Origin of the sequence: Streptomyces sulphureus DSM 40104 (assembly GCF_000381025.1) — a bacterium.
In the GTDB taxonomy this organism is placed as follows: Bacteria; Actinomycetota; Actinomycetes; order Streptomycetales; family Streptomycetaceae; genus Streptomyces; species Streptomyces sulphureus.
Genome location: NZ_KB905813.1, coordinates 306,378 through 328,990, shown reverse-complemented (window position 1 = coordinate 328,990; position 22,613 = coordinate 306,378). Strand labels below are relative to the sequence as shown.

The window sequence follows — 22,613 nt, the reverse complement described above, 5'->3', positions numbered from 1 at the left end:
AGGCTGACGCAGGCCGGCGCGGACCGCAGCTCGCCCGCAGGAGCTACCCGGCGGCGCGCGAGAGGAGCTCCTCAGCGCGGGCCCGCGCCGTGTCGAAAGCCCCGTCGAAGAGGCGCATGCCGTACGCGACGAGCGCGCCCTCGTAGAGCAGGAGCAGGCTGCGGCCGAGCTCCGCCGCCGACTCGGGGGCGACTTCAGCGGCGAGCTCGGTGAAGCGGGAGAGCATCCAGCGCTTCGCCTCCTCGATGAGCGCGAAGGCCGGGTGGGCCGGGTCGCTGATCTCAGCGTGCGCGTTGACCATGCTGCAGCCCCTCGGGCTGTTCTCACCGGCCCACTCCTCGGCCGCGTCGAAGACGGCGCGGACACGGTCGGACGGGGAGCCTGCGGCCTCGACGCGGTCGGCGAGGAGGGCGCGCCAGCGGTCGTCCCGCTCGGCGAGGTACTCGACGACGATCCCGTCCTTCGAGCCGAAACGGTCGTAGAGCGTCTTCTTGGTGACGCCGGCCTCGGCCGCGATGAGGTCGACGCCGACGGCGTGGATGCCGCGCTCGTAGAAGAGCCTGCCCGCGGCTTCCCGCACCCGTAGGGCGCCGGGGGTCATCACGATCCGGTCCGGTCGCTGCGTCGTCTCGGCGGTCATGGCGTCGAGTGTAGACCGACCTGTATAGTTCAAGCCAGTCGGATTCGGGGGCGGTCGCCGTCCGGCCGCCGATCCCCTTGCCGTGGCAGCGGGTTCACCGAGCCGGCTCCGAATGCCGGGGTACGGGCGCGGGGCAGTACTGACCGTATGGGAAAGACATATCCGGGTATCGAAGGCCGGCTTCGGGACTTCATACTCGCGCAGCCCGTCTTCTTCACGGCCACCGCCCCGCTCTCGCCGGACGGCACCGTCAACCTCTCCCCCAAGGGCCTCTCCGGCTCGCTCGCCGTCCTCGACCCGCACACCCTCGCCTACCTCGACTTCGCCGGGTCCAACGCCGAGACCCTCGCGCACCTCCGGGAGAACGGACGCATCACGCTGATGTGGTGCGCCTTCCGCGGGCCGCCCACCATCGTGCGGGTACACGGCACGGGTGAGCCCGTCTTCCGCGACGACCCCCGGTTCGTTGCGCTGCTGGACCGCTTCACCGCGATCGACCCGGCAGACCACGGGCTGCGGGCGATCGTCCTCGTCCACGCCGAACTCGTCAGGGACACCTGCGGGTTCGCCGTTCCGCTCATGGAGTACGTCGAGGACCGCACCCTGCACGGCTCCCGCTTCGCACGCGAGGACGACGCCTCCCTCGACGCCTACTTCCACGGCAAGGAGCACGTCGCCCGCAGCATCGACGGCCTGCCGGGCCTGCCGCTTCCCCTGCCGCCCTCCCCCACAACCGACGCCGGAAAGACGCGAGTTGCCGAGCACACCGCCCCAACTCGGGGCGGACGAAGGCGGATCGGGGTGGCAGGCACCGATCAAGAACCCTAGCCTGACGGGATGACCGGTGCAGACGACCTCCCGACGCTCGCCCGCCACGTGTGGCAGCACCTCGAACCGCTCTACGCAGGCGTGTACTTCGCACCCGAGGTGGGTGAGGAGGTCGCGGCGCTCGGATACGGGACACAGGCGCGCTGGCCCTCCTACTTCGCTCTCCGGGCAGCGCCCCTGGGGCGCGCGACGGCGGAGCTGACCACGGCGACGTTCTACAGCTTCGCCCCGGCCCGCGTCGCCGCACACGTGCCGGCCGCCTGGCAGGTCGCCGACCCCGATGCAGTGCTCGCCGCCCGCACCCGCGGCGTCGACCGGGCGCTGCGCACTCTGCTCGGCCCCTCGATCGGCAGCGAGGGGCTCGAGGAGGCCGCCCGGCTCGCGCGTACCGCCGCGGAGTCGGCCGACGTCGCCGGGCGCCCTCTCGCCGCCGCCAACAGGGCGCTCGGATGGCCGCAGGAGCCGCACATGGTGCTGTGGCAGGCCGCCAACGTACTGCGGGAGCACCGCGGTGACGGCCACCTCGCCGCGCTCCTCGGTGCGCCCCTCGACGGCTGCGAGGCGCTCGTCTCGCTCGGCTCGACGGGAGCCGTACCCGTCGCCAACTTCGCCTCGCGCGGGTGGAGTTCGACCCAGTGGGAGGCAGCGGAGGAGCGGCTGCGCGTACGCGGCCTCGTCGACGCGGAGGGGAGCGCCACACCGGCCGGCCACCGCCTCCGTGCCGACGTCGAGCGGACGACGGACGAACTCTCGGCGGCTCCGTACGCGGCACTGGGGCGGCCGGCGTGCGAGCGGCTCGTCGAGCTGCTGCGTCCCCTCGTCCTCGACGTGGTGCAGTCGGGGTTGCTGCCGCAGGAGTCGACGCTCGGCATCCTCACGGTTCCGGCTCCCGGGCCGCGGGAGTAGCGTCCCTCGTCCACGACTGGCGGGCTGCGCCGGGGAGTTGGGCCGGTGGGCGCCCCCCCCCCGCTCGCGGTGGTGCCGTTCCGCGGGTCAGCAGGCGCCGAGGCGGGCGATCGCGTCCGGCGGGTAGCCGGCTTCCCGCAACGGTCCGCGGACGTCGCGGGCGAGGTCGGGGAGGTAGCCGAAGAGGACGTCGGCAGGCCCGCGGATCTCGACCTCGCCGCAGACCGCGGGCAACAAGAACGTCTGCGCCGGGCCCAGTTGCTCGCTGTGGCCGCCCGTCCGCACGTGTACGGTCGAGCCGACGTTGGAGAGGACCTGCCCGGTCGCGAAGGAGCGGCGCAGGGGCTCCGCCGTACCGGCGCGCCAGCGCTCCAGGGCGAAGTGCGGTCCCGCGGAGAGGAAGACGCGGTCCACCCCGTCACCGACCGCGACGCCGAGCCCGGGCGTGAACTCCGGTCGCGACGCCATGTCGACCTGCTGCATCAGCATGTCGAGGTTGGCGTCGAACTCGGCGTCGCCGACGGTCGAACCGTCCTCCATTCTCCAACGCATCGCGTGCTGTTGGATGTCGGACGTCTGCTCGATCTCGTAGACGAGCGTGTCGGGACCGAAGGTGTGCGGCGTGCCGCCCGGCACGTAGACGGTCTCCCCCGCGCGGACGGGCAGGCGGCGCAGTACCGCGTCGAAGTCCTGGGCCTCCAGCGCGGCGCGCAACCGGTCCGGCGTCACCCCGTCGCGGACGCCGCAGAGGGCGGTCGCGCCGGGGGCGGCGTCGAGGATGTGCCACGCCTCCGTCTTTCCGTTGTGCTGACCCTCCAGTCGGCGGGCGGCCTCGTCGTCCGCGTGCAGGTGCACCGGGAGGGCGCCGGTCGCGTCGATGAACTTGGTCAGCAGGGGGAAGTACCGGCCCGACCATCCGGCGCCCATCACTTCCTCCGGGTGGTCGATGAGCACCCGGCGCAACGTCCTGCCGGCCAGGGGCCCGGACTCCACGAAGGACTCGGAGCCGGTGACGTCGCTGCACTCCCACGTCTCCGCGACGCTCCGGTCCGGGAGGCCGCGCTTTCCCAGACGGCGGGCGATCGCCCGACCGCCGAAGACGAGCGACTTGGTGGGGGTCGTCAGCCGCAGCGGGTACGGGCCGACGCCGTACCGGCTCACAGGATCGGCTGCCCGCCGGTGACGGCGATCCGGGCGCCGGAGACGTAACTGGCCTCGTCGGAGGCGAGCATCACGTAGACCGGCGCCAGTTCGGTCGGTTGTCCCGGCCGCCCGAGCGGGACGCCGGACCCGAAGCTCTCCACCTGCTCCGGCGGCATCGTCGACGGGATGAGCGGTGTCCAGATGGGCCCGGGCGCCACGCTGTTGACGCGGATGCCCCTCGGCCCGAGTAGCTGCGACAGCGAGCCGACCATGTTCGCGATCCCCGCCTTGGTGACGTTGTACGGGAGCAGTTGGGGCGGTGGGGCGTCGGAGTTGACCGAGGTGCTGCCGATGATCGCCGCACCGGGCTCCATGTGCGGGACGGCCGCCTTGGTCAGGTGGAAGAAGGCGCTGATGTTGATTGCGAGCGTCCGGTCCCACTCCTCGTCGGGCACGTCCTCGATCGAGTCGTGCGTCATCTGGAACGCGGCGTTGTTCACGAGTACGTCGATGCGGCCCAGCTTCTCCAGGGCCTCGGCGATGACGGCCCGGCAGTGCGCGGGTTCGGCCACGTCCCCGGGGACCAACAGGCACCGGCGGCCCGCCTCCTCGACCCAGTGCCGCGTCTCGGACGCGTCCTCGTGCTCGTCGAGGTAGGAGAGGAGGATGTCCGCCCCTTCCCGCGCGTACGCGATGGCGACCGCGCGCCCGATCCCGCTGTCGCCACCGGTGATGACGGCCGCCTTGCCGGCGAGCCGCCCGCTTCCCCGGTAGCTCCGCTCGCCGTGGTCGGGGTGGGGGTCCATCTCGGAGGTGGTACCGGGCGGGGACTGCTGCTGTCGGGCCTTCGACATGGTGCCTCCGATCCCCGTGCGAGCAGGGTGGGAGAGTCGGCGGTGCTGCCTCACCCATGCTGCCCGGCGAGCGGGCCCGCCACCACCTGGACGACGGCGGTGCGCTCCGCTGCGGGCGCGTCGCGGACGGCGCGGACGGGCGCGAGACGGATCCGCATCGGGCGAAGGGCGTCGCGCCACGAGGGGGCTCGGCCCTGCCGAACCCCAACCGCCTTTTCCGCAGCCACGTCGCACGGCGAGAAGGGGGCACCCGGACACGGCGCCCAACTGCTGCCCGCTCCGCGCGACTTCACGAGAAGGTCCTCGCCGCAGCGGGTCAGCTCTCCTTCTGGGCCAGCGCGAGGAGGTGCCCGGCGAGTGCGTGACCGCCCTCGGGGTCGCGGCTGATGAGGAGCAAGGTGTCGTCGCCCGCGATGGTGCCGATGATCTCGTGGACGCCGGCCTGGTCGATCGCGGAGGCGAGGAACTGGGCCGCGCCGGGCGGGGTGCGGAGTACCACGAGGTTCGCGGACGCCTCGGCGCTGATGAGGAGTTCGCCCGCGAGCCGCGCCATGCGGGCCTCGCTCGCCGACTCGCCGAGCGGGGCCCGCGGTGTCGGGTCGCCGCCCTCCGCGGGGACGGCGTAGATCAGCTCGCCGCCGGTGTTGCGGATCTTCACGGCGCCGAGCTCGTCGAGGTCCCTGGAGAGCGTCGCCTGGGTGACGTGGAGCCCGTCGTCGGCGAGGACCTTCGCCAACTGGCTCTGGGAGCGCACCGGTTGACGGTTGAGGATGTCGACGATCCGTCGATGCCTCGCCGTGCGGGTCTGCGGTACGGCCAGGCCCCCCGTCTGCTGCTCGTCGCTCATCGTCCCCGGTCCTCCGTGGTTCCTCGTCGGCTCTTCACCCCCGTCCCGCCGCTTCCGCGGCCGACTGTGCGGCGTCGAGGACGGCGGGGAACGCCCGTACCAGCGCGTCCACCTCTTCCTCGCCCGCGATCAGCGGCGGCGCCAGCCGGATGACGTGCGGGGCCGGGGCGTTCACGAGGAAACCGGCCTCCTGCGCGCTCTGCTGGACCTGCGGCGCCAAGGGTTCGGTGAGCACGATACCGAGCAACAGTCCCCTACCGCGCACGTGGTCGAGGAGCGGGTGGGCGAGTTGGGTGAGGCCCTCGGCGAGGCGGGAGCCGAGGCGCTTCACCTCGTCGAGGAGGCCGCCGTCGAGGGTGTCGAGGACGGCGAGCCCGGCGGCGCACGAGACGGGGTTGCCGCCGAACGTCGAACCGTGCTGGCCGGCCGTGAGCAGCTCGGCCGCCTCGCCGAAGGCGAGCGTCGCGCCGATCGGGAGGCCGCCGCCGAGCCCCTTGGCGAGCGTGATGACGTCGGGCTCGACGCCCTGGGCCTGGCAGGCGAACCACTGACCGGTGCGGCCGATGCCGGTCTGCACCTCGTCGAGGATCAGCAGCGCCCCGGCCTCCCGCGTGATCTCGCGTGCCGCGGCGAGATACCCCTCGGGCGGTACGACGACGCCGTTCTCACCCTGGATCGGCTCCAGAATGACGAACGCGGTGTCCTCGTCGACGGCCGCGCGCAGCGCCTCGGTGTCGCCGTAGGGCACGTGCGTGACGTCGCCGGGGAGCGGCTCGAACGGCTCCTGCTTGCCCGGCTGCCCGGTGAGCGCCAGCGAGCCCATGGTGCGCCCGTGGAAGCCGCCGTCGCTGGCGACCATCCGGCGGCGACCCGTCCGGCGGCCGATCTTGAAGGCCGCCTCGACCGCCTCCGCACCGGAGTTGGAGAAGAAGACGCGGCCCTCGCGCCCGGCGATCCCGAGCAGCCGCTCGGCGAGGCGGACGGTCGGCTCGGCGACGAAGAGGTTGGAGACGTGGCCGAGCCTCGCCACCTGCGCGCTGACGGCGCCGACGACGGCGGGATGCGCGGTGCCGAGCGCGTTGACGGCGATGCCGGCGAAGAAGTCGAGGTACTCGTTGCCCTCCGCGTCCCGTACGCGCATGCCCTCGCCTTCCACGAGCGGGAGGCGCGGGGTGCCGTAGTTGTCCATCAGCGCCGCCTGCCAGCGGGCGGTGAGGGCCTGGTTGGCTGCGGGGGTCGGCTCTTGGGACGTCACGGTGTCTCCTCGGAAGCGGGTACGGCTCCGGTCCCGCCGGGTGTCCGCGGGGCCGGGGGCGGGTCGGGGAGCACCATGGTGCCGATCCCCTCGTCGGTGAAGATCTCCAGCAGGATGCTGTGCGGCACCCTGCCGTCGAGCACGCGTGCGGTGTGCACGCCGTTGCGGACGGCGTGGAGGCAGCCCTCCATCTTCGGCACCATGCCGCTGGCGAGGTCGGGGAGGAGCTTCTCCAGCTCGGCCGCGGTGAGTTGGCTGATCACGTCGTCGCTCCGGGGCCAGTCCGCGTAGAGCCCCTCGACGTCGGTGAGGACGATGAGCGTCTCGGCGTCGAGCCCCGCGGCGAGCGCGGCGGCGGCGGTGTCCGCGTTGACGTTGTAGACCCCGGGGTCCTCGCCCGCGCCGGTGTCCACGCTGCGGGCGATCGAGGAGATCACCGGGATGCGGCCGTCGTCGAGGAGAGCCTGGACGGCGCCCGTGTCGACCTCGGTGATCTCGCCGACCCGGCCGAGGTCGACGCGCTCGCCTTCCACCTCGGCGTAGTGCTTCGTCGCCGCCATGATGTGCGCGTCCTCGCCCGTCATACCGACGGCGAGCGGGCCGTGCCGGTTGAGCAGGTTGACGAGCTCGCGTTGGACCTGCCCCGCGAGGACCATCCGTACGACGTCCATCGTCTCGGGCGTGGTGACGCGGAGCCCGGCGCGGAACTCCGACTCCAGGCCGAGCCGGTCGAGTTGGGCGCTGATCTGCGGTCCCCCGCCGTGCACCACGACGGGGCGGAGGCCGGCGTGCCTGAGGAAGACCACGTCCTGCGCGAAGGCGGCCTTCAGCTCCTCGTCGACCATGGCGTTGCCGCCGAACTTCACGACGACGGTCTTGCCGTGGTGCCTGGTCAGCCAGGGCAGCGCCTCGATGAGGGTGCGGGCCTTGGGCAGGGCTGTGTGTTTGCGGGTGCTCATGAGGAGTAGGCGCTGTTCTCGCGGACGTAGTCGGCGGTGAGGTCGTTGGTCCAGATCGTCGCCGAGGCGTCGCCCGCGGAGAGGTCGGCGGTGATGTGCACCTCGCGGAAGCGCATGTCGACGAGGTCGCGATCCTCGCCGATGGCGCCGCCCCGGCAGACCTGTACGCCGTTGATGGCGACGTCGAGCGCGTCGGGGTCGAAGGCGGCGTCCGTCGTGCCGATCGCGGCGAGCACGCGGCCCCAGTTCGGGTCCTCGCCGTGGATGGCGCACTTGAGGAGGTTGTTGCGGGCGATCGTGCGGCCGACGAGGACCGCCTCGCTCTCGCTCGCCGCTCCCACGACGTCGACGCGGATGTCCTTCGAGGCGCCCTCGGCGTCCCTGATCAACTGCTGCCCCAGGTCGTCGCAGACCGCGCGGACGGCCTCTGCGAACTCCTTCTCCTCGGGGACGACGCCGGACGCGCCCGAGCCGAGGAGGAGAACGGTGTCGTTGGTGGACATGCAGCCGTCGGAGTCGACGCGGTCGAAGGTGGTGCGGGTCGCCTCGCGGAGCGCACGGTCGAGGGTTCCGGTGTCGGCATCGGCGTCGGTGGTGAGGACGACGAGCATGGTGGCGAGTCCGGGCGCGAGCATGCCGGCGCCCTTGGCCATGCCGCCGACCGTCCAGCCCTCGCCCTCGGCGACGGCGGTCTTGTGCACCGTGTCCGTCGTCTTGATCGCGAGGGCCGCCTTTTCGCCGCCGTGCGGGGAGAGCGCCCCTGCCGCCGCGTCGACGCCGGCGAGTAGGCGGTCCATCGGCAGGCGCGTGCCGATCAGCCCCGTCGACGCCACGGCGACCTCGCCGGCGCTGTGGCCGAGGACCTCCGCGACCCGCTCGGCCGTCGCGTGCGTGTCCTGGAAGCCCGCCGCCCCCGTACAGGCGTTGGCGCCACCGGAGTTGAGGACGACGGCCGAGACCTGGCCGCCCTTGAGGACCTGCTCGGACCAGAGCACGGGCGCCGCCTTGACGCGGTTGCCGGTGAAGACGCCGGCGGCGGTGAGGCGCGGCCCGGTGTTGACGACGAGCGCGAGGTCGGGCCCTCCGCTCTCCTTGATCCCGGCGGCTACGCCGGCAGCCGTGAACCCCTTGGCAGCGGTCACGCTCATGTGGATTCCTCGTTTCTCGTCGGGCCGCCGGAGGGCCCGCGCGGGGCAGGTCGGGGTACGGGCGCCGCCGTACGGCCGGCACCCGGGATGCGTTCCGTCAGGGGGCGACGGCTGCGGCGGGGAGGCCGAGGGTCTCGGGGAAGCCGAGAGCGAGGTTCATGCTCTGGACCGCGCCGCCCGCCGTGCCCTTGGTGAGGTTGTCGATGGCGCTGATCGCGATGATCCGGTCGGCGGCCTCGTCGTGGACGACCTGCACCTGTGCCGAGTTGGCGCCCTGGACGGCGGCCGTCGTCGGCCAGGTGCCCTCGGCGAGGAGGCGGACGAACGGCTCGTCCCCGTACGCCTTCTCGTAGGAGGCGCGCAACTGTGCACCGTCGGCGCCGGGGGCCGCCTTGGCGCTGCACGTGGCGAGGATGCCGCGGGACATCGGGGCGAGCGTCGGCGTGAAGGAGACGGTCACGGGCTCGCCCGCGGCCGCGGAGAGGTTCTGCGCCATCTCGGGGGTGTGCCGGTGGACGCCGCCGACGCCGTACGGGCTCATCGAGCCCATGACCTCGCTGCCGAGGAGGTGCGGCTTCAGCGACCTGCCGGCGCCCGAAGTGCCCGTCGCCGCGGTGATCACGGCCTCGGGTGCGGCGAGTCCCGCCGCGTAGGCGGGGTAGAGCGCGAGCGAGACGGCGGTGGGGAAGCAGCCGGGCACGGCTATGCGGCGGGCGCCGCGCAACGCCGTACGGGCGCCGGGGAGTTCGGGGAGGCCGTACGGCCAGGTGCCGGCGTGCTCGGTGCCGTAGAACCGCTGCCATGCTTCGGCGTCGGAGAGGCGGAAGTCGGCGCCGCAGTCCACGACGAGGACCTCCTCGCCGAGAGCCGCCGCGACCGCGGCCGACTGGCCGTGCGGCAGCGCGAGGAAGACGACGTCGTGCCCCGCGAGCACCTCGGGCGACGTCTCCTCCAGCACGCGGTCGGCGAAGGGCGCCAGGTGCGGCTGGAGTTCGCCGAGGCTGCGCCCGGCGTTGGACCCACCGGTGAGCGCGCCCACCTCGACCTGCGGATGCGCGTCGAGCAGGCGCAGCACTTCACCGCCCGCGTATCCGCTCGCCCCCGCCACCGCTGCTCGCACTGCCATGAGACCTCCATCCCTCGATGGATGACTATACGTATTTCAGCAGTGTTATGCAATGGTGGCGATGATCACCCGCGGAGCAGCGCCGACGCTGAGCCGCTCGCTCGGTTGGCCGCCGAGGAGATCGGCGAGACGCTCACGGACGCCAGGAGGCCCGCGACGGCAACCTCCGCCCTGGTCGCGCTGACGGCCACTCGTCCCTGATCCGCCCCGGACGGCACCGTCCGCACTAGGAAGCCGCGGCTCGCCCGAGGACGCGCCGCCCAGCCCTCGTGGCGAGCGGTCGCCGTATCCCGAGCTCGTCGCACGTCAACCGGCCCGTGGAGACGGGGAGTCGTCGGCACCGTCCGCCAGCCGGCGCACCTCCGATACGACGCGCGGCCAGCAGGGCTCGGGGAGGTCGTGCCCGACGCCGGGAAGCAGCGCCAGCCGGGCGCCCGGTATCCGCGCCGCTATCGCCTCGGCTGCGCGGGGCTTGATCAAGGGGTCGTCGGCGCCGTGCAGCACGAGCGCGGGCCGCGTGATCCGTTCGATGGCGCCGCCGTGCCACACGGCGCCGATCTGCCGGCTCTGCGCCTGCGCGTCGTGGACGCCTCTGTCGGCGTTGCGCACGGCGGCGGCCCGCGCCGCGCGCTCGTCGAACGGGTGCGAGGGGGAGGCGAGAAGGCGGGAGACGGCGACGCCCGCTTCGACGGCGCCCTCGCGGGTGTCGGGGAACCTGAGCCGCGCGAACCGCAGGAGGGTGGAGAGGCGCACGTACCGCAGGGCGCGCAGCCCCGCGGCGTCGCCCGGCACGGCCGCCATCGAGGTGAGCGTGCGGACGCGCGTCGGGTGCCGCAGCGCGACGCGCTGGGCCACGGCGCCGCCGAGTGAGACGCCGAGCAGGTGCGCCGTCCGCCACCCGAGGGCGTCGAGCACGGCGACCGCGTCGTCGGTCATCTCCTCGGCGGTGTAGGCGACTTGACGCCCGCGGACGAGCGCGGAGACGGGGTTGCGCGTGGGGGCGGGCGGCAGGTGCGTCGACTCGCCGCCGTCCCGCTGGTCGTAGCGGGCGACGGCGAACCCCTGTGCTGCCAGGAGCCGGCCGAGACCTTCAGGGAACCAGCGCCGGTTCGCGCCGAGCCCCGCGACGAGGAGCAGCGGCTCGCCTTCGCCGCCTTCCGTCAACTGGTCGTAGGCGAGGCGGACCTCGCCGTTCTCCGCCCAGCGCGTCGGGGTCCACGGTCGGTCGGGCGGGGAAGCAGGCACGGGGACTCCCAAAACCGAGAACACTGTTCGCGGTTTTTATACTAGGCGGCCGGACGTCGGCACGGAAGGGCGGGTGAAGAGGCGTGGCCGAAGGAGCGCCGAGCGTGTGGTCGCGCCCGGAGCAGGGCGCACGCGGCCCGGCTGCCGCGTACAGCCGGGCCGAGCTCACCGCGGCCGCCGTCGACTTGGCCGACCGCCGCGGCCTGTCCGCGGTGTCCATGCGACAGGTGGCCGGAGCCCTCGGCATGGGGCAGGCGTCGCTCTACCGCCACCTCTCGGGCCGCGACGACCTGCTCGACCTGATGACAGACGCCGTGACGGGCGAGATCGCACTCGACGTCCCGCTCTCCGGCGACCCCGTCGCCGACCTGCTCGCCCTCGCCCGCCGGACCAGAACGGTGCATCTGCGCCACCCCTGGCTCTGCGAAGTCCCGCCGGAGCCCTTGCGGTTGGGGCCGCGCGGGCTCGACTTCCTGGAGTACGCGCTCGCCGCCACGGCACCGGCGCCGCTCTCGGGCCGGGCCAGGATGGAGGTCGTCGCGCTGACCAACGCGCTCGTCTCGCTCTTCGCCAGGACCGAACTGGCGGCGCACCAGGGGCGGACGGACCGCCGGGCTTCCCAGGCCGCCTACCTGGCGTCGGCGGAGGCCGGAGGCCATCCGTTCGTGGCGGCGGCGATGGCGGAGTCCGACACCGACGCCGACGTGCAGGCGCTCTTCGAGCGGGCGATGCACCGGGTCCTCACCGGGCTCCTCTCGCACTGAGGCGCAACCGCCTCTGTCACAGGGGTAGTCGGCACCCACGTCCCTCTGAGTATCCCGACGGATACCGGGGGAGACGGCGCCTCCGTAACGTCGACGGCATGGGAAGCCAGGAGACGGACACGGCTGAGCAACACGCCAACACCCGCCCGAGCGGGGCCGATTGGGCCGGACGCGCGGTGCTTGTACTGGTGCTCGTGGTGGCGGGCGCGTTCACCACCGTCTTCGGGCCGCTCTTCGCGGTGGCGTGTTCTTCCTCTTCTCCGTCGTGCGAGGACGGAATCCGGAGCTCGCTGCCGCTCGACGGCGCGCTGGTGATGGCCTGCCTCTACCTCGCACCTGCGGTGACGCTCGCCTCCGTCGTCGGTGTCCTCGTGCCGCGCGGCGGCGCCAAGGCGGGAGCGGTCGGACTCGCCGCGCTGGTCGGGGTGTTCGTGCTCACGGTCGCCTCCGGTGCCGCGGCGAGTTGAGCCGTCCGCCGTCTTGGGCCTACGGAACCTGGAACCCGCTGTCCCGCGCGTCGGTGATCGCCATGTGGCCCGGCGCGTGGCCGATCGCGAAGGACGGGCGCGAGTGCATCACGGCCGCCTGCGGGGTGACGCCGCACGCCCAGAAGACCGGTACCTCGCCGGGAGCGACCTCGACCCGGTCGCCGAAGTCCGGCACGTCCAGGTCGTCGATGCCCAACTCCCCCGGCGCCCCGACGTGGACGGGCGCACCGTGCACCGCGGGATACCGCGAGGTGACCCGGACCGCCGTCGCGACCTGGTCGGCAGGGACGGGGCGCATCGAGACGACGAGCGGCCCCGCGAGCGCACCGGCCGGACGGCACGCGCGGTTGGTGCGGTACATCGGGACGTTGCTCCCCGCCTCGATGTGCCGGACGGGGACGCCTGCCTCCAGCAGCGCCGCCTCGAAGGTGAAGCTGCACCCGATGAGGAAGGAGACGAGGTCCTCCCGCCACACACCGGTGACCTCGGTGCGCTCCTCGGCCAACTCGCCGTCCCGGTAGACGCGGTAGCCGGGCAGGTCCGTCCGCAGGTCCCCGGCGAATATCGACGCGGACGCCTCACCCGGCTCCGTCACGTCGAGGACGGGGCACGAGCGGGGGTTGCGCTGGGCGAAGAGGAGGAAGTCGTACGCCTCCGCACGGGGCAGGCAGAGCAGGTTCGCCTGTGTCCAGCCCGCGCTGTACCCGGAGGTCGGCGCCTTGAGCCCGCCGCGGAAGGCCGCCCGCGCCTGCTCGGGGGTGAGCTCGCGGGGCGCAGGGTGCGGGACGTGGGTCATCTTGCCCTCACTTCTCTGCTTGTCGGGACGGGTGCACCGCGTCAGTGGGTGCGGTGGCGCGACGCACGCGACGGGCTCACGGTGAAGCGGACGCGCTGCCCCGGCCGCGCCTGCGCCGCCCGGTCGACGTCGCGCGAGGCGACGACGGCGATCACGGGGTAGCCACCGGTGACGGGATGGTCGGCGAGGAAGAGCGTCGGCTGCCCCGAGGGCGGCACCTGGAGCGCGCCCGCGACCATCCCCTCGCTCGGCAGCTCCTCGGCGCGCACACGCTCCAAAAGGGGCCCGTCGAGCCGCATGCCGACACGGTTGCTCTCCGACGTCACCTCGTACGCGCTGCTCAACAGGGCGTCGAGCGCCGCCTGCGTGAACCACTCGGCGCGCGGCCCGGGCACGACGCGGAGGGTGAGCTCCCCGGAGACGGGCGCCTCGACAGGCGCGAGGTCGATGCAGGGGAACCGTTCCGGCGGCGGCCCCACGGGCAGATGCGTCCCCGCGGTGAGGGGGTCGGGGCCGAGCCCGGCGAGGACGTCGGTCGCCCGCGAGCCGAGCACCGGATCGACGGTGAGGCCACCACGTACCGCCAGGTAGCTGCGCAGCCCCGACTGCGGTACACCGAGCCGCAGTTCGGCCCCCGCCGGCACCCGCACCACCGAGTGGGGCGCGGCGGCGACCCCGTCGACGGTGACGGGGCAGGGCGCACCGGTGACGGCGACGACCACCTCACGCACGGCGCGGACGGCGAGCCCGCCAAGCGTCGCCTCGATCGCCGCCGCGCTCTCGGGGTTGGCGACGAGCCGGTTGGCGAGGCGCAGAGCCCCGCGGTCGGCGGCGCCCGAGGCGCCGACGCCGATGTGTGCGAGGCCGGGACGGCCGAGGTCCTGGAGCGTCGCGAGCGGGCCCGTCGAGACGACCTCCAGGGCTTCGCGCGCGGGGGCGTCCGTCGTCATGAGACCTCCTCGAAGCGGACGCGGACCCCGGGCCGCAGCAGGGCCGGAGGGTCGCGGTCCACCTGCCACATGGGCAACTCCGTCCTGCCGATCAACTGCCAACCGCCTGGCGACTCCCGCGGGTAGACGCCGCTGAACTCGCCCGCGAGCCCGACGGCGCCCGCCGGCACGCGCGTCCGCGACTCGGCGCGCCGCGGCACCGTCAACTCCGGTGGACCGCCTGCGAGGTAGCCGAAGCCAGGTGCGAAGCCGCCGAAGGCGACCGTCCACTCGGCCGCGGTGTGGCGGTCGACCACCTCGCGCCGGGTGAGTCCGGTGAGCTCGGCGACCTCGCCGAGGTCCGCCCCGTCGTAGACGACGGGGACGCGCAGCAGTTGGCCCTCGCCCTGCGAACCCGCCGAGGGCTCCGCCTCGCGGACCGCGCGCTCTACGCCGCCCGCGTCGGCGTCGGCGGCGAGGTGGAGGAGGAGGGTGCGGGCCGCGGGTACCAGGTCGGTGACGCCCGGCGGCGGCTCCGCCCGAAGAGCGGCGTAGAGCGCCAGGACCTCGTCGAGGTCGGCGAGTTCGACGAGCAGGCCGTGGTCGGCGCAGCGCAGGAACCGCAACGCGGGTCACATCTCCCGCTCTGCCGCGAAGGAACGCAGGGCGACGCCCTCCGACCGCAGCCGGTCGCGCACGGCCTCGGCGATCTGCACGGCGCCGGGGCTGTCGCCGTGCACGCACAGCGAGTCGGCGGTGACGCGGAGCGCGGACCCGTCGATCGCGGTGATCGGCTCGCCGGCGGCGATGCGGACGCAGCGGTCGGCGATCTCCTGCGGGTCGTGGAGGACGGCCCCCGGCTCCCGTCGCGGGACGAGGGTGCCCTCGGGCGTGTATGCGCGGTCGGCGAACGCCTCGCGGTGGACCGGGAGTCCGGCTCGCTCGGCCTGCGCCAGCCACTGCGAGCCGGGGAGGCCGAGCACGGCGCACTCCGGGTCCCAGGCCCGCACCGCTTCGACGACGGCGGCGGCCTGTTCGGCGTGGTGCACGAGTGCGTTGTAGAGCGCGCCGTGCGGCTTGACGTACCGGACCCGCGTGCCCGAGACGCGGGCGAGGCCGTCGAGCGCGCCGATCTGGTAGAGGACGTCGTTGGTGAGCTCCGGCGGTGGGACGTCGATGAACCTGCGCCCGAACCCGGGAAGATCGCGGTATCCGACCTGGGCGCCGACGGCGACTCCGTGGTGCGCCGCCTGCTCGCATGCGCGGCGGATCACCGTGGCGTCCCCCGCGTGGTAGCCGCAGGCGACGTTGGCGCTGGTGACGATCGCCAGCAGCGCCTCGTCGTCGCCGAGCTCCCAGCGGCCGAAGCCCTCCGCGAGGTCCGAGTTCAGGTCCATGCTCACCTCAGTTCTCCACAGCCCGGCCGTGCCGGGGCACTAGTTCCACAGGTCGGCGATGCCGGTGATCGAGTTGGCTCCCAGGTAGACGGTGAGGGCGAAGACCAGGATGCCGACCACCAGCAGCCACCTCGGGTAGCGGTACCCGTGGAGCAGGTCGCGGCGGCGCCAGGCGATCCACATCAGCACCCCGAAGCCGATCGGGAGGATCAGGCCGTTGAGCGCGCCGGCGAGCACCAGCAGCGTCGTCGGGGCCTGGTCGAGGACGAGGAAGACGAGCAGCGAGATCAGGATGAACCCGAGCACGAGCCAGTTCCGCGAGCGCTCCAGCCTCGGCGTGAAGCTGGAGACGAAGGAGATCGAGGTGTAGGCGGCACCGATGACCGAGGTGATGCCCGCGGCCCACATCACCATCCCGAAGAGCCGCAGCCCGACCTCGCCCGCCGCGTGCTGGAAGGCCGAGGCCGTCGGGTTGGCCTCGGCGAGCGAGACGCCCCCGCCCACGACACCGAGGAGCGCGAGGAAGAGCAGGACGCGCATGACACCCGTGACGAGCATGGAGATCACCGAGGTGCGGCTGATCTCCTTGACCCGCTCGGGCCCCGAGACACCTGCGTCCACGAGGCGGTGGGCACCGGCGTACGTGATGTAGCCGCCGACGGTCCCGCCGACGAGCGTGGTGATCGCGAGGAAGCTGACGGTGTCGGGGAGCACGGCTTGTTTCATCGCCTCGCCGACCGGTGGCTCCGAGACGATCGCGACGTACGCCGTGAGCAGGATCATCAGCGCGCCCAGGGCGACGACGAGCTTGTCCATCGCGGCGCCCGCGCGCTTGCTGAGGAAGATCCCGACGGCGATCAGCGCGGAGAGGGTGCCGCCGATCTTCGTCTCGAGGCCGAACATGGCGTCGAGCCCGAGCGAGGCACCCGCGACGTTGCCGACGTTGAAGACGAGCCCGCCGAAGACGACGAGCGCGGCCATCAGGTATCCGAGGCCGGGCACGACCTTGTTCCCGAGGTCCTGGGCCTTCATCCCCGAGACGCCGATCACGCGCCAGACGTTCAGCTGTACGGCGATGTCGACGACGATCGACAGCAGGATCGCGAAGGCGAAGGCGGCCCCGAGTTCCAGGGTGAACTCGGTGGTCTGGGTGATGAACCCGGGCCCGATCGCGCTCGTCGCCATCAGGAAGACGGCGCCCATGAGCGCGCCGCGCTTCGCCGGCGAGCGGCGGGGCGGCGCTGTCTCGACCTCGTCTATCTCGTCAGCCATGGCTCTCCGATCCACGGGGCACCGCCGGCCGGCGGTGCTGGAGCACTGAAAACCGGCCACGGTGGCGCGGTTCGGCTCAACGTAGAGGATTGTTCAACAATCCTGCAATGGACGGAGCGGAATTTCCTCGGTCTGGGGCCGAGGCCGCTCGATACTCGCTGTGAAAATTCCTCGTTACACTGCGCTCCAGGCCGAGTTAGTCGAGATGGGGGGACGATGACCGCCACGGACAAGTGGATGGATCTGCTTGCCAACGATCGGCTGCTGCTCGACCGCGCCAGCACCGCGGAGCGGGTCGCCGACATACTCCGGCAGCGGGTGATCGACGGTGCGCTGACGCCCGGGACGCAGCTCTCCGAGGAGGGGGTGGGCAAGGCGCTCGCCGTCTCCCGCAACACCCTGCGTGAGGCGTTCCGCCTGCTCGTCCACGAGCGTCTGGTGGTCCACGAGTTCCACCGCGGGGTCTTCGTCCGGGTGCTCTCCGTGGACGACGTCGTCGACCTGTACCGCATACGTCGGCTGCTGGAGACCAGCTCGGTGCAGCGCGCAGCCGGGGCGCCGAAGGCGCTGGTGGAGGCGGTCTCCGAAGCCGTCGCCGAGGGCGAGCGGGCCGCGCGGGATGAGCGCTGGTGGGACGTCGGCACGGCGAACATGCGCTTCCACGAGGCCCTCGTCGCGCTCGCGTGCAGCCCCCGCGCCAACGAGACCATGCGCCAGGTCCTCGCCGAACTCCGCCTCGCTTTCCATGTGATGTCCCGCCCCCGCGAGTTCCACGAGCCCTACCTCGGCCTCAACCGCGAGATCGCCGACCTCCTCGCCGCCGCCTCCTGGCGCACCGCCGCCGAGCGGCTCGACGCCTACTTCGACACCGCCGAGACCCAGCTCGTCGAGGGGTACGGCTCGTACCGGGCGTGAAGGGCCCCGGCGGCCCTCCGATCGTCCGGCTCGGCGGGCCCCTGGCGCCGGCAAGACGACGGTCGCGCGGCTTCTCTCCCGCCGCCTCGGGCTGCGCTGGTACAGCGCCGACGCACACACCTGGGAGCACCGCGACCGCGCACTCGCCGCCGGCCACGAGGCCGCGGCCCACTGGGAGTCGACGGCGCGCGAGGAGCGGTGGCGTGCGCCGGACGGGCGGCTCCTCGCCGAGTCGCTGCACCGCGAGCGCGGTGCGATGGTCGAGGAGGACCTCGCGCGCCTTCCCGCCGCCCCGCTCGTCCTCGCCGAGGGGACTCCCCTGACGCCCGCCGCGGTCGGGGTCGAGCGCGCCGTGTGGCTCCTCCCGACCGCCGCGGTGCAGCAGCGGCGGCTCCGTCGGCGGGGACTGGAGCCGGACCAAGGCGCCTTCCGCCTCTACGAGTTGCTGCGCCGTGACATCGCGGCGGAGGTTGCGGCCGCGGGCGGCGCCGTCGTGCACGTCGACGGCGAGCACGGCGCGGAGGCGACGGCGGCGCGGGTGCACGCGGCGCTGGAGCAGCCGCTGGCGGCCGGGCCGCACGCGCGAGATGCGGCGGGTCGGCGGAAGTTGGCGAGGTATGCCAACCGTGCACCCGTCGCGCAGTACCGCCAGTTCTTTGCGCGGCCGTGGGCACCGGTGTGGGAGTCGGTGCGGCTCACCCTGTGCTGCGAGTGCGGGGCCGCCGGATGCCTCGCCGACGTCGAGCGCAACCTCGCCTCGCTGCCCGTCGGTTGGGAGGAGCGGGGGCCGCTCGTGGCGACGGCGCAGGGGCACCGCGCGCTCCGGGTGTGACGGCCTCAAGCCCGCCCGGAGACGAGCACTGCGGCGTGGGGCAGCGCCAACTCGCCGCCGTGGGCGGCGAATCGGCGGCTCAGTCGCACGAAGGCGTGCTGCGCCTCCTCCTGTACGGCCCGAGGTTGGGCGCGCAGTGCGTGGCCCGTCGAGCCGACGCCCGCCGCCTGGGCTCCCCACCACTCCGCGTGGGTCGTGCGGTGTGTCCAACGCAGCGTCGTACAGCGGACGTCGGAGAACCCGGCGGCGTACGAGAGCTCCCGGAGCCCCTCCTCGGTACGGGCGAACTCCTCCCGCTCCGCCAACCGCGGCCGCTCGCCGGCGCCGGCCTCGTCGAGGGCGCGGCCGACGAGCGCCTGCCCGGCGGCGGGCGGTGCCGCCCAGACCGTCGCGGCGAAGCGGCCACCCGTGCGCACCACGCGCCGCATCTCCCGGAGCGCGGCCCCGGGGCGTGCCACGTGGTTGACGACGAAGTTGGCCACCGCCGCGTCGAAAACGCCGCTGCGGAAGGGGAGTTCGGGAAGCGCACCGACGAGGACCGGCGCCTGCCGCAGGGCGTCGGCAGCACGCGCGGCCATATCGGGCTCGGCGTCGAGCGCGACGACGGAGGCGCCGCGCGCACGGAGACCACCGGCTGCCGCCCCGGTGCCGGTGCCCACGTCGAGCGCGGCATCCCCTGCGGACACACCGGACGCTGCGAGGAGCCGCGGCACGGGGAAGGCGCAGAGCCGGGCGAGACCGGCAGCGTAGGCCGCACCACTGCCGGCCCAGACCTGCCGCTCCCACCTGTCGAACGGGTCCACCGCGCCCTCCGACTCGCCTACGCTTCCGGGATGTTGGGCCGCCGACCTCCAGGCTAGCGGCGGGAGCTGACGGCTGAGGCTCCGTGGGTGCGCCCGGTCTTCGCGAGGGCCCGGCGGCCTTCGGCTCGGCCCCGAAGGCCGGGCTCAGCCAGCAGTCGTGAGCGCCGACCACCATGCAGCGGTCGGCCGACGTAAGCCGCTCGCTGGGCAGCGGCAATCTTCCCGCGCATCGTCCGGCTCGTCGGGCAGGTCGTCGCCCAGGGCGTCCCGCGACCGGTCCGGAGCTCGGCTCGTCGTCGTGTGTACCGACCGTCCGACCAACAGCGGTGCAATACAAGGTGCTTGCACCGCATGGCACCCCGCCCACCCGTCGCGCGGCGCGCAGCAGCCTGAGCGGGTTTCGGCCCGGGGCCGAAGGGCACCCGTCCGCCAGGCCGTCCCAGCCGGGGCGCAGGGCGCTCGTCAGGCCGTCGCGCCGCAGGCTGGGGCCCGTGCCCGCCCGGACCGGAACCGGCGCGGGGCGCAAAAGCGAAGTGAGCAGGGGAAGTTGGCCGACATCGCGACCACGGCGTCGGCCGTCCCCGTGGAGGTGAGCACCATGACCGTCGCACGCGACGTGATGTCCCCCGGCGCGGTCTGCGTACAGAGCGACGAGACCGCAGGTGACGCAGCGCGCCTCATGGCTCAGCACGGCCTCGGCGCCCTGCCGATCTGCGGCAAGGACAACAAGCTGAAGGGCGTGGTCACCGACCGCGACCTGGTGACGAAGGTGCTGGCCCCCGGCCGGGACCCGGGAGGCATGGCCGCCGGCAGCCTCAACCAGGCCGAGGCCGTCACCGTCGGAGCGGACGACGACGCCGGGGAGGTGCTCGACACGATGACCGAGCACAAGGTCCGCCGGCTCCCGGTGATCGACGGCGACGCGCTCGTCGGCATGATCGCCCTCGCCGACGTCGCCCGCACGCTCCCCGAGTCCGAGACGGGGCGCCTCGTCGAGGCCGTCTCCGCCGACTGAACAGCGACGGAAGCGAGCGGCAGGGCCGCGGGCCGGACGGACGGGCCGCGGCCCTGCCGCGTTTGTCTGCGCTTCCCGCAGGTACCCGGGCGGGGAGTCCGCCGGTACGAGCCGGCGGCAGACCGTAGGAGTGGGTGATCGACGGTGCCGAACGCCCCGCAGTTGGAGCCCGATCGCGACCGCCAGCCCGGCGACGCGGACGCCCGGCGCGTCATGATCGACCCGGCCGGCCCGATGCTCGTTGAAGGCCCCGTGGAGATCGCACTCCCCGGCGGCGGGACTGCACGCTCCGAGCGCTTCATGGTGGCGCTCTGCACCTGCCACCGCAGCGCCGACTTCCCCTGGTGCGACACGAGCCACCGCCGCCGCCCGTGCCGCCGGGAGAAGAAGGGTTCCGCCGAGTAGAAGGGTCAGTCGGCGAGGGGGCGCCGAAGCGAGGAGGCCCCGTCGTCCCAGGCCCGCGTCAGGTGCGCGGCGAACCGGTCCTCCATCAACTCCGCTGCCTGGAGGCCGAGTACGACGTCCCCGGCGAGGTGCGGTTCCTCGTCGAGGAGGCCGTCCACCACGTCCCGCCGCAGGAGCTGCTCGTGGACCGCGTCGGCCGACACGTGCTCCCGGTAGAAGTGCACGCACTCCTCCGGTGCCTCCAACTCTTCCAGGGCACGGGCCAGGCGGGCGCACGCGGGCGAGGAGGTGATCTCGACCGCGGCGTAGTGCCCGACCATGGCGCCCCGCAGCGAGCGGTGGAGGCCGAAGAGGCTCATCGTGTTGACGATCGCGAGTGCGGGCGCCGAGGCGTGGTCGAGGTAGCGCAGGTATCCGGCGTCGAGTCCCGCGCCCGTCAGCAGGTCGGCGTAGAGGCGGGCGTGGACGCGGGTCTCGTGCCCGGCGCCGAACTCGTCGAACTCCACGGCGACGAGGCCCGACTTGGCGCGTCCGCCGAGGCGCGGAATCACCCAGAGCTGCGGGTCCGCCTCCTTGAGGTGGTAGACGGAGCGGTGCGCGAGGAACTCCTGCATCTGCCACCAGCTACGGTCGTCGAGGAGCCGCCCCGAGAGTCCGGCGGCGCCCTCGGGCTCGGTGAGGAGGGCGGCGAGTGCGGACTGCACGTCGTCTCCCCCGCTGACGGAGGAACGGACGCCCATGAGGAACGTCCGCTCCGCCGCCGAGCGCATCGCCAGCAGGCCCGGGTCCCATTCCCACTCCGGGTCGGCGCCCGCGAGGCCGCGGTAGTGCAGCTCGTAGCAGAGGTAGAGGGTCAGTTGGAGGTCCTCGCCGAACGGATCGGCGCCGTCGACGAGGCGCTGCCAGTCGCCGAGCCGGCTGCCGGCGGGCCCCGCGCCGAGCACGCCGACCAGCAGCTCCGAGAGCGGGCCCCGGGGTTCCGGCAGGGGTACGAGGCCGTCGGTCTGCGGGGTTGCGGAGGGCGCGTCTGCTGTCTTCATGGCGGACTCCCGGCACCGGTGGTGGCTGGCGCGCGCCCACTACCCGGCGCGCGCCCCGTGTGCGACCGTCAGGGACGGCCGCACAGCCTACGGAACCCGCGTTCCTCGGTTCCGGTGCGGCAAACCAGGAGCCGCCTTCTACGGCGCGTAAGGGATCGTCGTCGTGAGCTTGACGAAGCCGAGGCGCTCCAAAATGGGTCGGCTCTCCTCGGACGCGTCGACGTACAGGTAGGTGTACCCCCGCTCGACGGCGACGGCGGCACGGTGCGCGATGAGGGAGCGATAGACGCCGCGCCCGCGCCACCCTGGGAGGGTTCCGCCGCCCCAGAGCCCCGCGAAGCGCCCCCGCGGCGGCAGCTCCAATCGCGCCGCGCTCACGGGCCCCTGCGGCCCCTCGGCCGTCACGACGACCGTCTCCGCGTACAACCCCGCCTCGTCGGCGGCGAGTTGGGATGTGAGCCGATCCCGGAGCCCCGGCATGGGCCGGCCGAATGCACGCTCGTGCACCTCGCAGACCGCATCGATGTCTCCCGGACCCGCCGTGCGTATGCGCACCCCCTCGGGCAGCGCCTCGGGGACGGCCGTCGCCGCCGCCGGCGCGACCATCACCGTCTCCGGCGTACCCGGGCACAGGCCCGCAGCGCGGAGGACGTCCGGAAGGTGCGCCGGACGGTCGTGGGCGTACAGCTTCCACTCGAAGCCGTGCCCCAATCCGGTCAGATACGCGCACTGTTCGCGTACGACGCGATCCGCGTCCTCGGCAGCGAGATCGCTGTGGAGGACGGCGTTGCTCTCGCCGGGGCCACCGACCTGGCGGACGACGCCGCCCACCGCCTCCACTCGTGCGCCCGGCACGTCGGGCGCCGCTCCCCGCCGGACCTCCGCGTCGAACATCGCAAGCAGCGCGGTCCGTTCGTCCTGCAGCTCACTCGTCATGGCCCTCCTCTGCCGCCGTCCGGCCCGTCTTCGAGCCGTGCAGCGCAGCCAACACCGGGGCGCGAGGAGC

Annotated in this window: 25 protein-coding genes; 8 read left to right on the top strand and 17 right to left on the bottom strand. The window is 73.3% G+C overall.

All coding sequences use genetic code 11. The features are described 5' to 3' along the window. Window positions 1-43 precede the first annotated feature (43 nt). Window positions 44-640: a TetR/AcrR family transcriptional regulator gene (locus tag F603_RS0101465; protein WP_019544242.1), complete on the bottom strand. Its 597-nt coding sequence runs from the start codon at window positions 638-640 to the stop codon at window positions 44-46. A gap of 147 nt (window positions 641-787) precedes the next feature. On the opposite strand from F603_RS0101465, the gene F603_RS0101460 reads away from it, so the two are divergent. Next, window positions 788-1,468 carry a pyridoxamine 5'-phosphate oxidase family protein gene (locus F603_RS0101460; protein WP_019544241.1) on the top strand — a complete coding sequence of 227 codons (681 nt, stop codon included), beginning with the start codon at window positions 788-790 and terminating at the stop codon, window positions 1,466-1,468. A gap of 9 nt (window positions 1,469-1,477) precedes the next feature. Next, the gene (locus F603_RS0101455) at window positions 1,478-2,374 is read left to right on the top strand and encodes an SCO6745 family protein (RefSeq protein ID WP_019544240.1); all 897 of its coding nucleotides are present in this window, start codon (window positions 1,478-1,480) and stop codon (window positions 2,372-2,374) included. Between the two features lie 87 nt (window positions 2,375-2,461). Here the strand turns inward: F603_RS0101455 and F603_RS0101450 are convergent, their stop codons facing one another. The 8 genes from F603_RS0101450 to F603_RS0101405 all read right to left on the bottom strand — a co-directional run bounded on the left by F603_RS0101450 (window position 2,462) and on the right by F603_RS0101405 (window position 10,951). Beyond that, a complete protein-coding gene (locus tag F603_RS0101450; RefSeq protein ID WP_019544239.1) occupies window positions 2,462-3,535 on the bottom strand; it encodes a class I mannose-6-phosphate isomerase in 1,074 nt (357 codons plus the stop codon). Next, the gene (locus F603_RS0101445) at window positions 3,532-4,371 is read right to left on the bottom strand and encodes an SDR family oxidoreductase (RefSeq protein ID WP_019544238.1); all 840 of its coding nucleotides are present in this window, start codon (window positions 4,369-4,371) and stop codon (window positions 3,532-3,534) included. Before F603_RS0101445 ends, F603_RS0101450 begins: the two co-directional genes overlap by 4 nt. 316 nt (window positions 4,372-4,687) lie before the next feature. Continuing rightward, a complete protein-coding gene (locus F603_RS0101435) occupies window positions 4,688-5,218 on the bottom strand; it encodes an arginine repressor (protein WP_019544236.1) in 531 nt (176 codons plus the stop codon). 34 nt (window positions 5,219-5,252) lie between these two features. Then, a complete protein-coding gene (locus F603_RS0101430; RefSeq protein ID WP_106431224.1) occupies window positions 5,253-6,407 on the bottom strand; it encodes an acetylornithine transaminase in 1,155 nt (384 codons plus the stop codon). 62 nt (window positions 6,408-6,469) lie between these two features. Then, window positions 6,470-7,432: an acetylglutamate kinase gene (argB, locus tag F603_RS0101425; RefSeq protein ID WP_019544234.1), complete on the bottom strand. Its 963-nt coding sequence runs from the start codon at window positions 7,430-7,432 to the stop codon at window positions 6,470-6,472. Continuing rightward, the gene (argJ, locus tag F603_RS0101420) at window positions 7,429-8,580 is read right to left on the bottom strand and encodes a bifunctional glutamate N-acetyltransferase/amino-acid acetyltransferase ArgJ (RefSeq protein WP_019544233.1); all 1,152 of its coding nucleotides are present in this window, start codon (window positions 8,578-8,580) and stop codon (window positions 7,429-7,431) included. The genes argB and argJ overlap by 4 nt, the downstream gene beginning before the upstream one ends. A 97-nt stretch (window positions 8,581-8,677) precedes the next feature. After that, window positions 8,678-9,706, bottom strand: coding sequence for an N-acetyl-gamma-glutamyl-phosphate reductase (argC, locus tag F603_RS0101415; protein ID WP_019544232.1), 1,029 nt, complete (start codon window positions 9,704-9,706; stop codon window positions 8,678-8,680). Window positions 9,707-10,012: 306 nt separating this feature from the next. Next, complete coding sequence (locus F603_RS0101405; RefSeq protein WP_019544230.1) at window positions 10,013-10,951, bottom strand: alpha/beta fold hydrolase; 939 nt, start codon at window positions 10,949-10,951, stop codon at window positions 10,013-10,015. Window positions 10,952-11,055: 104 nt separating this feature from the next. Between F603_RS0101405 and F603_RS0101400 the strand changes: the two genes are divergently transcribed. Both F603_RS0101400 and F603_RS0101395 read left to right on the top strand, forming a co-directional pair. Beyond that, entirely contained in the window at window positions 11,056-11,715 is a 660-nt protein-coding gene (locus F603_RS0101400) for a TetR/AcrR family transcriptional regulator (RefSeq protein WP_019544229.1), read from the top strand. A 98-nt stretch (window positions 11,716-11,813) separates the two neighbouring features. After that, window positions 11,814-12,182, top strand: coding sequence for a hypothetical protein (locus F603_RS0101395; protein ID WP_019544228.1), 369 nt, complete (start codon window positions 11,814-11,816; stop codon window positions 12,180-12,182). 19 nt (window positions 12,183-12,201) lie between these two features. Here the strand turns inward: F603_RS0101395 and F603_RS0101390 are convergent, their stop codons facing one another. Genes F603_RS0101390 through F603_RS0101370 form a run of 5 tightly spaced genes read right to left on the bottom strand, consistent with a single transcriptional unit; the run spans window position 12,202 to window position 16,597 of the window. Next, the gene (locus tag F603_RS0101390) at window positions 12,202-12,999 is read right to left on the bottom strand and encodes a putative hydro-lyase (protein ID WP_019544227.1); all 798 of its coding nucleotides are present in this window, start codon (window positions 12,997-12,999) and stop codon (window positions 12,202-12,204) included. A 41-nt stretch (window positions 13,000-13,040) separates the two neighbouring features. Then, the gene (locus tag F603_RS0101385) at window positions 13,041-13,949 is read right to left on the bottom strand and encodes a 5-oxoprolinase subunit C family protein (RefSeq protein ID WP_019544226.1); all 909 of its coding nucleotides are present in this window, start codon (window positions 13,947-13,949) and stop codon (window positions 13,041-13,043) included. Continuing rightward, complete coding sequence (locus tag F603_RS0101380; protein ID WP_019544225.1) at window positions 13,946-14,554, bottom strand: 5-oxoprolinase subunit B family protein; 609 nt, start codon at window positions 14,552-14,554, stop codon at window positions 13,946-13,948. Before F603_RS0101380 ends, F603_RS0101385 begins: the two co-directional genes overlap by 4 nt. Before the next feature lie 6 nt (window positions 14,555-14,560). After that, window positions 14,561-15,325, bottom strand: coding sequence for a LamB/YcsF family protein (locus F603_RS0101375; RefSeq protein ID WP_211231009.1), 765 nt, complete (start codon window positions 15,323-15,325; stop codon window positions 14,561-14,563). A gap of 39 nt (window positions 15,326-15,364) precedes the next feature. Continuing rightward, window positions 15,365-16,597 (bottom strand): NRAMP family divalent metal transporter, encoded by a 1,233-nt coding sequence (locus F603_RS0101370; protein ID WP_019544223.1) that lies wholly within the window; start codon window positions 16,595-16,597, stop codon window positions 15,365-15,367. A 216-nt stretch (window positions 16,598-16,813) separates the two neighbouring features. Here F603_RS0101370 and F603_RS0101365 point away from each other — a divergent pair, with 216 nt between their 5' ends. Continuing rightward, entirely contained in the window at window positions 16,814-17,512 is a 699-nt protein-coding gene (locus tag F603_RS0101365) for a GntR family transcriptional regulator (RefSeq protein ID WP_019544222.1), read from the top strand. A gap of 256 nt (window positions 17,513-17,768) precedes the next feature. After that, the gene (locus F603_RS0101360) at window positions 17,769-18,344 is read left to right on the top strand and encodes a hypothetical protein (protein WP_019544221.1); all 576 of its coding nucleotides are present in this window, start codon (window positions 17,769-17,771) and stop codon (window positions 18,342-18,344) included. Window positions 18,345-18,349: 5 nt separating this feature from the next. Here the strand turns inward: F603_RS0101360 and F603_RS0101355 are convergent, their stop codons facing one another. Beyond that, entirely contained in the window at window positions 18,350-19,147 is a 798-nt protein-coding gene (locus tag F603_RS0101355; protein WP_019544220.1) for a class I SAM-dependent methyltransferase, read from the bottom strand. Between the two features lie 598 nt (window positions 19,148-19,745). Between F603_RS0101355 and F603_RS0101350 the strand changes: the two genes are divergently transcribed. Then, complete coding sequence (locus F603_RS0101350) at window positions 19,746-20,162, top strand: CBS domain-containing protein (RefSeq protein ID WP_026328050.1); 417 nt, start codon at window positions 19,746-19,748, stop codon at window positions 20,160-20,162. 144 nt (window positions 20,163-20,306) lie between these two features. After that, window positions 20,307-20,567: a CDGSH iron-sulfur domain-containing protein gene (locus F603_RS0101345; RefSeq protein WP_019544218.1), complete on the top strand. Its 261-nt coding sequence runs from the start codon at window positions 20,307-20,309 to the stop codon at window positions 20,565-20,567. Window positions 20,568-20,572: 5 nt separating this feature from the next. On the opposite strand, the gene F603_RS0101340 is transcribed toward F603_RS0101345, so the two are convergent. Beyond that, complete coding sequence (locus F603_RS0101340) at window positions 20,573-21,607, bottom strand: iron-containing redox enzyme family protein (RefSeq protein WP_019544217.1); 1,035 nt, start codon at window positions 21,605-21,607, stop codon at window positions 20,573-20,575. Window positions 21,608-21,745: 138 nt separating this feature from the next. Then, window positions 21,746-22,543: a GNAT family N-acetyltransferase gene (locus F603_RS0101335; protein WP_019544216.1), complete on the bottom strand. Its 798-nt coding sequence runs from the start codon at window positions 22,541-22,543 to the stop codon at window positions 21,746-21,748. Window positions 22,544-22,613: the final 70 nt, after the last annotated feature.